General features: G+C 69.0%; 10 protein-coding genes. 2 read left to right on the top strand and 8 right to left on the bottom strand.

Translation table 11 applies throughout. From position 1 onward, the window contains the following. Positions 1-213 precede the first annotated feature (213 nt). The 3 genes from K8V84_RS10705 to K8V84_RS10695 all read right to left on the bottom strand — a co-directional run bounded on the left by K8V84_RS10705 (position 214) and on the right by K8V84_RS10695 (position 3,056). Complete coding sequence (locus K8V84_RS10705) at positions 214-1,023, bottom strand: amino acid ABC transporter ATP-binding protein (protein ID WP_304073764.1); 810 nt, start codon at positions 1,021-1,023, stop codon at positions 214-216. Between the two features lie 17 nt (positions 1,024-1,040). After that, on the bottom strand, positions 1,041-2,000 hold the full coding sequence (locus K8V84_RS10700) for an amino acid ABC transporter permease (RefSeq protein WP_304073762.1): 960 nt from the start codon (positions 1,998-2,000) through the stop codon (positions 1,041-1,043). A 147-nt stretch (positions 2,001-2,147) separates the two neighbouring features. Beyond that, positions 2,148-3,056, bottom strand: a complete 909-nt coding sequence (locus K8V84_RS10695; RefSeq protein ID WP_304073761.1) for an ABC transporter substrate-binding protein — start codon at positions 3,054-3,056, stop codon at positions 2,148-2,150. Positions 3,057-3,437: 381 nt separating this feature from the next. On the opposite strand from K8V84_RS10695, the gene K8V84_RS10690 reads away from it, so the two are divergent. Continuing rightward, a complete protein-coding gene (locus K8V84_RS10690; RefSeq protein ID WP_304073759.1) occupies positions 3,438-4,631 on the top strand; it encodes an NADP-dependent malic enzyme in 1,194 nt (397 codons plus the stop codon). 203 nt (positions 4,632-4,834) lie between these two features. Further along, positions 4,835-6,370: a serine hydrolase domain-containing protein gene (locus K8V84_RS10685; protein WP_304073758.1), complete on the top strand. Its 1,536-nt coding sequence runs from the start codon at positions 4,835-4,837 to the stop codon at positions 6,368-6,370. A gap of 21 nt (positions 6,371-6,391) precedes the next feature. On the opposite strand, the gene K8V84_RS10680 is transcribed toward K8V84_RS10685, so the two are convergent. The 5 genes from K8V84_RS10680 to K8V84_RS10660 form a co-directional block, all read right to left on the bottom strand. Beyond that, positions 6,392-6,571: a hypothetical protein gene (locus K8V84_RS10680; RefSeq protein WP_304073756.1), complete on the bottom strand. Its 180-nt coding sequence runs from the start codon at positions 6,569-6,571 to the stop codon at positions 6,392-6,394. 89 nt (positions 6,572-6,660) lie between these two features. Then, a complete protein-coding gene (locus K8V84_RS10675; protein WP_304073755.1) occupies positions 6,661-7,626 on the bottom strand; it encodes a PadR family transcriptional regulator in 966 nt (321 codons plus the stop codon). Beyond that, positions 7,623-8,477: a DUF4097 family beta strand repeat-containing protein gene (locus K8V84_RS10670; protein WP_304073752.1), complete on the bottom strand. Its 855-nt coding sequence runs from the start codon at positions 8,475-8,477 to the stop codon at positions 7,623-7,625. The genes K8V84_RS10675 and K8V84_RS10670 overlap by 4 nt, the downstream gene beginning before the upstream one ends. A gap of 206 nt (positions 8,478-8,683) precedes the next feature. Then, a complete protein-coding gene (locus K8V84_RS10665; RefSeq protein WP_304073749.1) occupies positions 8,684-8,860 on the bottom strand; it encodes a DUF6104 family protein in 177 nt (58 codons plus the stop codon). 14 nt (positions 8,861-8,874) lie between these two features. Further along, positions 8,875-10,660 (bottom strand): multifunctional oxoglutarate decarboxylase/oxoglutarate dehydrogenase thiamine pyrophosphate-binding subunit/dihydrolipoyllysine-residue succinyltransferase subunit (locus K8V84_RS10660; RefSeq protein WP_304073746.1); only part of this gene is annotated, 1,786 nt, incomplete at its 5' end.

Genomic DNA, 10,660 nt, shown 5'->3' with positions numbered 1-10,660 from the left:
CCGGGACAGGATCGGGGTGCCCCTGGGAAAAGACTCTGGGACCGGGAGGCCCGCCGGTCAAGGGGTGAGGCGGAGTGTTTCCCGATCACCCCGAGCCCACGTGCGGTTTCGGGTGGGTACGGTCCGGTTCCGGCCGCGGGCGTGTGACACCGTTTCGATGGGGTGAAGGCCGCGGGGCCCGCACACCACCGGTGTACGGGCCCCGCGGGTGGATTACTGGATCACCTTGGACAGGAACGCGCGGGTGCGTTCGTGCTGTGGGTTCGAGAGCACCTCGGCGGGCGTCCCCGTCTCCACCACGGCACCGTCGTCCATGAAGATCAGCGAATCGCCCACCTCGCGGGCGAAGCCCATCTCGTGCGTGACGACCACCATGGTCATGCCGCCCCTGGCCAGGTCGCGCATGACGTCCAGGACCTCGCCGACCAGCTCCGGGTCCAGCGCGCTGGTGGGCTCGTCGAAGAGCATCAGCGACGGTTCCATGGCCAGCGCGCGGGCGATCGCCACACGCTGCTGCTGACCACCGGAGAGTTGTTCGGGGTAGGCGTTCGCCTTGTCCGGCAGGCCCACCCGCTCCAGCAGTTCCATGGCCCGCTCGGTGGCCCGGGCCTTCGGGGTGCGCTTGACCTGCATCGGCGCCTCGATGATGTTGCCGAGCACGGTCAGGTGCGGGAACAGGTTGAACCGCTGGAAGACCATCCCGATGTCGCTGCGCTGGGCCGCGATCTCGCTGTCCCGCAGCTCGTAGAGGCGCCCGCGCCTTTGCCGGTATCCCATCAGCTCGCCGTTGACCCACAGGCGACCGGAGGTGAGCTTCTCCAGGTGGTTGACGCAGCGCAGGAAGGTGGACTTGCCCGACCCCGAAGGGCCGACCACGCACATGACCTCGCCGCGTCGGACCTCCAGGTCGATGCCCTTGAGGACCTCCAGGCGGCCGAAGCTCTTGCGCACGTCCTCGGCGACGACGAGCGCGTCGGTGGGCGGCGTGTCGGTGGTCTCCACGGTCATGTCGTCAGCGGGCATGGGGTTCTCCTCGGCCATCAGTGCGTGCCTCCGACGATGCGGTCCTCGACCCCGCGCTCACTGCGGCTGAATCTGCGCTCGATGAAGTACTGGCCGACCATGAGGACGCTGGTGATCGCCAGGTACCAAAGGCAGGCCGCCACCAGCATCGGGAAGATCTGGTAGGTGCGGGTGCCGATGGCCTGGAGCTGGTAGAAGAGCTCGATGGTCACCGGCACGTACGCCAACAGGGCGGTGTCCTTGAGCATGGCGATGGTCTCGTTGCCCGTGGGAGGAATGACCACGCGCATCGCCTGCGGCAGTGTGATGCGCCGCATGATCTTGCTCCGGCTCATGCCGAGCGCCTGGGCGGCCTCGGTCTGGCCCTTGTTCACCGACTGCAGGCCGGCACGGATGATCTCGGCCATGTAGGCGCCCTCGGACAGCGCCAGGGCGAGCAGACCGGCCATGTAGCCGCTCAGGAGGGTGCGGACGTCGATCTCGAAGAACCGGGCGTCGCCCTCCAGACCCAGCATGGGCATCCAGTAGTCGTCGAAGGGGAGCCCGATGTGGATCGTCGAGTACAGGATGGCGATGTTGCCGAAGAGCACCGCCAGGACCAGCCGGGGCACACCGCGGAAGAACCAGGTGTACAGCCAGGCGACCGACACCAGGACCGGGTTCCCGGACAGACGCATCACCGCAAGGACGACGCCCAGCAGGATGCCGATGATCATGGACAGGACAGTGGCGCTGAGGGTCACCCAGACACCGTTCACGACCGGGTCCGAGAACATGTGCTCGAACATGAACGGCCAGTTGAACGCGGGGTTCGTGATCAGCATGTTCACGAACATCGCGGCGAGGACCAGCACGACCCCGGCGGCGACCCAGCGTTCCGGGTAACGGACGGGGACTGCGGAGATCGGTTCGGCCGGTCGGTCCGGGGTCGGTTCCTTCGACCCCGGACCGTCCGCCGATGCACTCGGTGACGTCACGGATCAGACCTTCGCTAGTGGCGGGCGAACAGGGCGGGCGGTCGTGGTGACCGGAACGGGCGCCCGGACACGTTCTGACGAAACGGCCGCACGCCGGCCCCGGTGAGCTCGGCGTGCGGTGGTGCGACGGTGTGGGACCCGGTGGGTCTATTCGTCGACGGAGGGGTTGACCTCGGAGGTCTCGACGGCACCGACCTCGATGCCCCATTCCTCCAGGACGTCCCCGTAGGTGCCGTCCTCGATGATGGCGTTGAACCCGGCGGCCAGGGCCTCGGCCATCTCGCTGTCGTCCTTGTGGGTGATGACACCGTACGGCGCGGCGGAGTACTGGTCGTCGATGAACTCGAGCTGGTCGCCGGTCTCCTGCAGGGCGAACAGCGAGGTGGGCAGGTCGGCCAGGGACGCGTCGTTGAGCCCGGAGACCACGCTGGAGGTCGCCAGCGGCTGGTTCTGGAACTTCTCGATGGTGATGGCCTCTTCGCCCGCCTCGACGCAGGCGTCGCTGCGGGCCTCGATGTCGGTGTCGTGCGTGGTGCCGGTCTGCACGGCGATCCGCAGGCCGCAGGCGTTGTCGGGGTCGACCCCTTCGGGGTTCCCGGCGGGGCCGAACCACTGCGTCCCGGAGGAGAAGTAGCTCACCATGTTGACGGCCTCCATGCGCTCCTCCGTGATGGTGAAGGAGGAGGCGCCGAGGTCGTAGTTGCCGCTGTCGACGCCGATGATGATGGAGTCGAAGTTGGCGGGGACCCACTCGGCCTCGAGACCGAGCTTGTTCAGGGCGGCCGTCACCAGGTCCACGTTGAAGCCGAGGACGGTCTCGCCGTCCTCGTCCAGGTACTCGCCGGGCGCGTACTCGGCCTCGACGCCGATGCTGACGACACCGGCCTCGGCGATGTCGTCGGGGAGCAACGCGGCGAGTTCCTCGTCGACGGAGACCTCCGGCGCCTCGGGGGCCGCGTCGTCCTCGGCGCCGTCACCATTGCCACACGCCGAAAGGGTCAGGAGACCCACTGCGGCGAGGGCGGTGAAGTAGGGGAGGGGCTTGCGCAGGGGCATGTGAGGTCTCCTTCAAGAGCACGTATCGTGCCTGCTCGGAGGCCGGTACGCGGATCCATTCCGCAGGCCTGGAACGACAACACGGACATTATGCTGCATAGAGCATTAAGTCGGTAGCGCCCCATCCTGCCGCCCCGCGATTTTCCCGTGGTCACCGTTGTGAGAGGATTGCGTAACGGGTCATCCCCGTGAGATGCGGACGCGCTGTGCTCGTATAAGAGTCCGGCGAAGACTGTCCCTTCCGGCGAACACCACCGGTCATGGCCGACCGGCGCCGTGAAGGGTTCCCCTAGCACCCTTACCGTCTTCGCGCGCGATCCGTCGACCACCGTCCTCGTCATGGCCGACGCGGACGTAGAAGCAGACCGAGGGGTTTGAGTAGTGACCACCTTTACTTCGCGTACCCAGGACACCTCCGAGCTGGACAAGGATCCGGCCTTCGCCATGCATCGCGGTGGCAAGCTTCACGTCACCTCCTCCGTGGACGTCAGCGACCACGAGGGACTCTCCCTGGCCTACACGCCGGGTGTCGCCCGCGTCTGTGACGCGATCGCCGAGGACGCCGAGCTGGTCGAGACCTACACCTGGAAGAGCAACCTGGTCGCCGTCGTCACCGACGGCACCGCCGTCCTGGGCCTGGGCAACATCGGGCCGGAGGCCTCCCTGCCGGTCATGGAGGGCAAGTCGCTGCTGTTCAAGCAGTTCGGCGACGTCGACTCCGTGCCGATCGCGCTCAACTGCACCGACGTCGACGAGATCGTCGAGACCGTCGTGCGCATGTCGCCGTCCTTCGGTGGCGTCAACCTGGAGGACATCGCCGCTCCGCGCTGCTTCGAGATCGAGGACAAGCTGCGTGAGCGCCTGGACATCCCGGTCTTCCACGACGACCAGCACGGCACCGCCATCGTGACCGTCGCCGCGCTGCACAACGCCGCCCGCCTCACCGGCCGTACCCTGGCCGACCTGCGGGTCGTCGTCTCCGGTGCGGGCGCCGCCGGCGTCGCCGTCACCAAGATGCTCGTCGACGGAGGCATCGGCGACATCGCGGTCGCCGACTCCAAGGGCATGATCTACGAAGGTCGGGAGAGCCTGACCCCGGTCAAGCGGGAACTGGCCGCCATCAGCAACAAGGCCGGCCTGAAGGGCTCCATCGAGAGCGCGCTGGAGGGCGCCGACGTGTTCGTCGGTCTGTCCGCCGGTGAGGTCCCCGAGTCGGTCGTGGCCAGCATGGCCGACGACGCCATCATCTTCGCCATGGCCAACCCCAACCCGGAGGTCCACCCGGACGTCGCCCGTAGGCACGCGAGCGTCGTCGCCACCGGGCGCAGCGACTTCCCGAACCAGATCAACAACGTCCTGGCCTTCCCCGGCGTGTTCCGGGGAGCCCTCGACGTCCAGGCCTCCGACATCACCGAGAACATGAAGCTGGCCGCGGCCAAGGCCATCGCCGACCTCGTCGGTGACGACCTGAACGCCGACTACGTCATCCCGAGCACGTTCGACGAGCGCGTGGTCCCGGCGGTCTCCGCCGCGGTCGCCGCCCAGGCCCGTGAGGACGGCGTCGCCCGCCGCTGACGCGGCTCCGGGGCCCGCGCGATCCACACGATCGCGCGGGCCCTTTTCCGTGCCGGGGTAGGGGCGGGGCCACCACCCGCGGGGGAGTACGGCCACCACGGGTTCGGGGGACGGGCGTAGTGCGCCGTGAGGGGCGCGCTCATAGGTTTTCGAGGGTTGGAATCACGCCGTTCGAACGGCCTCAGACCCCTGGGACGACCCTCATGGAACCGATCTTCCCGCCCGCGCGCGAGCCTCGAGGAACCGGTCGACGGATCGCGACGGCCCTGGCCGTCGTGGCCGCCGTAGGGGCGGTGACCCTGGTCCCGAGCCCCTACGAACTCGACGACCGGGTCGAGGGCGACCGTGAGATAGCGGCGTCGGTACGGGAGGGGATCGGCGACACCACCGGCTACCACGGACTGTCCGTGGCCCTCGTCGAACCCGATCCCGAGGGCGGGCACCGCGTCCGCTCGGCGGGGCTCGGCTCGGTCGGCGACGATGGGGAACAGGTGGACCAGAACACCCCCTTCGGGTCCGCGTCGGTGGCCAAGGTGCTGCCCGGGATGCTGCTCGCCGACATGGTGGACCGGGGTGAACTCGACCTGGCCACACGGGTGGGGGAACTGCTGCCGGAGCTGGACCCCGCCGACCCCGCCATCGCCGACATCACCGTCGAGGAACTGGCCACCCACACCTCGGGACTGTCCCGGGAGGAGACGACCCTGCCCCAGACCCTCTGGCAGTTCGTCGCCAAAGGCCACCCCGACCCCGCCGAATCGGTCGACGACTTCCTCGACGAGGTGGCCGCACAGGCTCGCGTCGACCCCGAACTACGGGGGACCAACGTCTACTCCAACACCGGATTCGGCCTGCTCGGGCACGCGCTGGCGGCCCGGGCGGGGACCGACTACGCCGCCCTGGTCCGTGAACGCCTCCTGGAACCGCTGGGCATGGAGCACACCCACGTGTGGTCGGATCAGGGCGGGGCCGACCCCGTCGTGCACGACGCGGACCGGGGCCGGGCCATCGACCTGGATCGCACGGTCGCTTCCGGGCCCTCGGGGGGAGTGACCACGACCGCGGGCGATCTCGGGCTGCTCCTCGCGGCGATGCTGGACGGCTCGGCGCCGGGATCCGGGGCGGCCGAACCCGTGGCCGCGGGCGACGTCGCCCGCCGGGAACAGGGGCTGGGCTGGTACGTGGAGACGCTCGGGGGCAGGGAGATCACCGCGCACGGCGGCAACGCCACGACCAACGGCCACACCGCTTGGATCGGTTACTCCGGCGACCGGGGAGCCGTGGTCCTGTCGAACACGCATCGCTACAGCGAGGACATCGGCATCCGCCTGCTCGGGGTCGACGAACCCAGCCCGGACAACGTGGCCGGAGAACGGTTGTACGCCACCGCGACGGTGATCCTGGCACTACTGCCCGGGGCCTTGTTCCTGGGCTTCGCGGCCCGGCGCCGTCCCTGGCGACCATCGCGTCGGCCCACGGACCGAGCGGGCCTGGTCGCCTACGGAACGCTCACGGTCGCGCTGCTCTGGTACGTCCACCTCGCCGGATTCTGGCACCTGGTGTCCCCGTGGGTGTGGGTGGCCGGGGTGTTCCCGGCCGTGGCCGCGGCCGTGGTCGGGATCCGACGATGGTCGGACCTGCCCACCACCAGGAGTGGACCGTCCTGGCTCAGATGGACGACGAGCGGCCTCGTCGCGTTCGCCGGACTGGCGCTCCTGCTGGGCCTGGCCACGCTCTGACACCGTGCGTCGTCGGGACGATCACATCAGCTCCGCGGGCGAGTCGAACTCCTCCTTCAGGAGGTCGAACGCCCGGCGCAGGTCGGCCAGGGCGGCGTCCGGGGTCTCACCCTCACCACGAGTGGCCGCCCCCGAAGGCAGACGAGCGTGAGCACACCACACGCCGTCCGCGTCCTGCTCGATCGTGTACGGAACCAGCACCGCTTCTTCCCTCTGGATCGGATGGTTCGACGAAGGGCCCGGGAGACCACGCCCCCGTGTGGTCTCCCGGGCCACTCCCCGGCACTGACTCAGTCGCGCCGGTCCCGGTCCTCACCGGTGGCGGTGGACCAGGGATCACCGCCCGAGGGCGGCATCGGGCGAGCCTTCGGCTCCTGCGAGTCCTGCGCGGGACCCGCGTCCCCCGCCCCGGACCCCTCGTCGGCGGACCTCCGGGCGGACTCGTCACTTTCGTTCGACGTCGGTTCGGGCCCGTCGGGTTCCCCCTCGGTCGGCCCCCACCGGCCCATGTCGCGGCGGATCACCTCGACCGTGTCGTCGAGGATGCGGCGCAGGTCGCTCGCGGCGGACCCGCCGACCTGCCCGGCCCCCCGGACCATGTCCCGCACGCGAACGGAGAAGTCCTTCAGGGCGTGTTCGAACTCGGACCCCTCACGCTCGGACCCTTCCCCCGAGTCCTCACCGCGACGTTCTGAGTCGGTGCGGCCCCAGGCGGCACCGAACGCCCCGAAGCCCTGGGCGAACCGCTCCCACTCACGGGCCCACACGCCACCGTCGCCGCAGTCCTGGGCGCGGTCCCGCTCGCGGCGGTTCTGGTCCTCCTCGCCCTCGGGGGCCTTGGTCCCCTCGGCGCGTTCGGCCCCCTCACGGCGGGCGTCGCCCGCGGTGAACTTCAGTTCGTCGCGCAGGGAGCTGATGGTGGCGCGCACGTCCTGCTTGACCGCACGGGCGATGTCGCGCACCGAATCGGTGATCTCCCGCTCCAGGTCGTCCAGGTCGCTCTCGCGGGCGCGCAGCTCCTCACGTCCCTTGTCGGTGAGGCTGTAGACCTTGCGGCCGCCCTCCTCGGTGTGGGTGACCAGACCCTCCTCCTCCAACCGGGCGAGCCGGGGGTAGATGGTGCCGGGGGAGGGTGAGTACACGCCCAGGAAACGGTCGCGCAGCAGGCTGATGATCTCGTAGCCGTGGCGCGGGCTCTCGTCGAGCAGCTTGAGCAGGTACAGGCGCAGTCTGCCGTGGCCGAAGATGGTGCTCATGAGGCCCCCTCTGGGATCGCGGCCGGAGCCTCGGGCGCACGCCGCAGCAGCGCCGTCCGACCGGACACGGTGTTGACACTGATGGAGGCGGGGTCCACGCCCACGCCGATCTTTCCGCTCAGGGTGTTGCGGGCCGGCGCGGTGTTGCGATCCAGCCCGAAGTCGGAATCCACCCCGCCGGTCATGGCGCGCAACTCGACGTTGGCGGAGCTCTCCGCGGGAACCCGCAGGGCCACCTCGCCGGACACCGTCGTGACCCGTACACGCGCCGAGGCCGAGAGGTCGGTGTCGACCAGGACCGAGCCGGAGACGGTCTTGGCCCGCAGTTCGGAGAGGCGGCCGCCGGCCACGGCCAGTTGCCCGGTGGCGCTGTTGAAGCCCAGGGTGCCGCCCGGTCCGCGTACCGAGGCGTTGCCGTCGGCGGTGTTCAGGTCGGTCTCACCCGAGACCTCGTCCAGGGTGACCTCTCCGGTGGCGGTCCTGATCTTGGTGCGGGCGCTGAGCCCGGCCGCCACCACGGGCGCGGTGGCCGTGGTCACCTCCACCGGACAGTCCCGGGGGACCCGCAGGTTCACGGTGGCCCGACGCGAGTGCACGTTCTTGTAGCCGGTCAGCTGGAGGGGCTTGAGCCGGTCGAGGAACCCCTGACCGGTCAGGTCCCGGTAGTGGATGGTGAGGATCCCGGCCTCCTGGGTGACCTCCAGGGGCTCGCCCTCGATATCGGTGATCTCGAAGGTCACCGGGTCGTCGGTGGGAATGATGTTGACCTGTCCGCCGACGATTCGCACCTTCAGGGCGACGATGCCGTCCAAGGTGTGCGTCATCGGACTGTCGATGGTCCAACTTGCCATCGTGAACCCTTTCCGCTCGCTCTCGATGCCTTCACGATATGTCTCGTCTTCGGCGAACTCAAGATATGTCGCGGATTTCGGGGTCGGATCGGGGGATCCTCGGGGACGACCCTGAGCCCGGGCCGACCCCGGACACACGCGAGGGGCCCGGGTCGCGTGGACCCGGGCCCCTCGGCCGGTACATCGCTCAGCGCGATGCCTCGTGGCTACTCCTCCTCATCGTCCAGCCGGGCCAACCAGGTGGCCAGCCGTTCGACGGGCGTCTCGAACTCGGGGTTGATGTCGGTGAACACCCGCAACTGCTCGGCGAGCCAGCCGAAGCTGACCTCCTCGTCGCCGCGGCGGTTCTCCAACTCCTCGATTCCACGATCGGTGAAGTACATGTGTTCTTCCGTCGCTATTCCGCGGGCGGGAACACCGTGTCCACCAGGGCACGCTGCTCGGCCTCGTGGCGCTTGGCCGAACCGGCCGCGGGCGCGGAGGAGGCCGGACGCGAGATCCGGGTGAACGGGCGGTCGAGCTGCTCGGAGAAGACCAGCGCGACGAAGGGCCACGGACCCATGTTCGCCGGCTCCTCCTGGACCCACAGGACCTCGCCCGAGTTCGGGTAGGCCTTGAGCTGCTCGCGGATCTCCTCGATCGGCAGCGGGTACAGCCGCTCCGCGCGGATGATCGCGGTGTGCTTGTCCCCGCTCTTGCGGCGGGCCGCGTCCAGGTCGTAGTAGATCTTGCCGGAGCAGATGACCACACGACGGACCTTCTCCGGCGCGATCGAGTCGTCCCCGATCAGCGGCTGGAAGTTGCCCGAGGTGAAGTCCTGGGCGGCCGAGGTCGCGGCCTTCAGGCGCAGCAGCGACTTGGGCGTGAACACCACGAGCGGGCGCTCCAGCGGCGACTTGGCCTGCCAACGCAGCAGGTGGAAGTAGCTCGCCGGGGTGCTCGGCATCGCGACGGTCATGTTCTCCTGCGCGCACGACTGGAGGAACCGCTCGATGCGGGCCGAGGAGTGGTCCGGGCCCTGGCCCTCGTAGCCGTGCGGCAGCAGCATGGTGACGCTGGAGCGCTGGCCCCACTTCTGCTCACCCGAGCTGATGTACTCGTCGATGATGGTCTGGGCACCGTTGACGAAGTCGCCGAACTGAGCCTCCCACATCACGAGGGCGTTCGGACGGGTCAGCGAGTAGCCGTACTCGAAGCCCAACGCCGCGTACTCGCTCAGCAGCGAGTCGTGCGCGTAGAACTTCGTGGTCCCGTTGTCGAAGGCCTTCAGCGGGGTGTGGGTCTCGCCGGTTTCGCGGTCCATCAGCGTGGCGTGACGCTGGCCGAAGGTGCCGCGGCGGCTGTCCTGACCGATCAGACGGACCGGGTGGTCGTCCAACAGCAGCGAACCGAAGGCCAGCAGCTCACCGGTGGCCCAGTCGACCGCGTCGTTCTCGACCATGGTCTGGCGACGGTTCAGCTGCGGGGCCAGACGCGGGTGCGGCTTGAAGCCGTCGGGCAGGTTCACCTGGGTGTCGATGACCCGCTTGACGGTCTCGGAGGAGATCGCCGTCTCCACCTGGGAGTGGTCCAGGCGGGACTCGGTGAACACCTCGGGCTTGACCACGGAGCCGGGCTCGATCGGCTTCTTCTCGACCTCACGGGTCTCGGTGAAGGCGCGTTCGAGTTCGCTCTGGTAGTCGCGCAGAGCCGACTCGGCCTCTTCCACCGTGATGTCACCGCGGCCGATGAGGGACTCGGTGAACAGCTTGCGGGTGGAGCGCTTGGCGTCGATGACGTCGTACATCAGCGGCTGGGTGAACGCGGGGTTGTCGCCCTCGTTGTGCCCACGACGCCGGTAGCAGACCAGGTCGATCACGACGTCCTTGTTGAACGCCTGACGGTAGGCGAAGGCCAGGTTCGCGACCCGGACCACGGCCTCGGGGTCGTCCCCGTTGACGTGGAAGATCGGCGCCTGCACCATGCGCGCGACGTCGGTGGCGTACACGCTGGAGCGGCTGTCGGACGGCGAGGTGGTGAAGCCCACCTGGTTGTTCACGATGACGTGCACCGTGCCGCCGGTCCGGTAACCGCGCAGCTGGGACAGGTTGAGGGTCTCGGCGACCACACCCTGTCCGGCGAACGCCGCGTCACCGTGGATGAGGATGGGCAGCACGGTGAAGCCGTGCGGGCCCTTGTCCAGC

Source organism: Nocardiopsis listeri (genome assembly GCF_020741345.1).
In the GTDB taxonomy this organism is placed as follows: Bacteria; Actinomycetota; Actinomycetes; order Streptosporangiales; family Streptosporangiaceae; genus Nocardiopsis; species Nocardiopsis listeri_A.
This window is presented reverse-complemented; position numbering and strand designations above follow the sequence as displayed.

Excerpts from the sequence above, each read along its gene's own strand:
- K8V84_RS10705 (WP_304073764.1), bottom strand. The coding sequence starts at position 1,023 with ATGCCCGCTGACGACATGACCGTGGAGACCACCGACACGCCGCCCACC.
- K8V84_RS10695 (WP_304073761.1), bottom strand. The coding sequence starts at position 3,056 with ATGCCCCTGCGCAAGCCCCTCCCCTACTTCACCGCCCTCGCCGCAGTG.
- K8V84_RS10685 (WP_304073758.1), top strand. The coding sequence starts at position 4,835 with ATGGAACCGATCTTCCCGCCCGCGCGCGAGCCTCGAGGAACCGGTCGA.
- K8V84_RS10675 (WP_304073755.1), bottom strand. The coding sequence starts at position 7,626 with ATGAGCACCATCTTCGGCCACGGCAGACTGCGCCTGTACCTGCTCAAG.
- K8V84_RS10670 (WP_304073752.1), bottom strand. The coding sequence starts at position 8,477 with ATGGCAAGTTGGACCATCGACAGTCCGATGACGCACACCTTGGACGGC.
- K8V84_RS10665 (WP_304073749.1), bottom strand. The coding sequence starts at position 8,860 with ATGTACTTCACCGATCGTGGAATCGAGGAGTTGGAGAACCGCCGCGGC.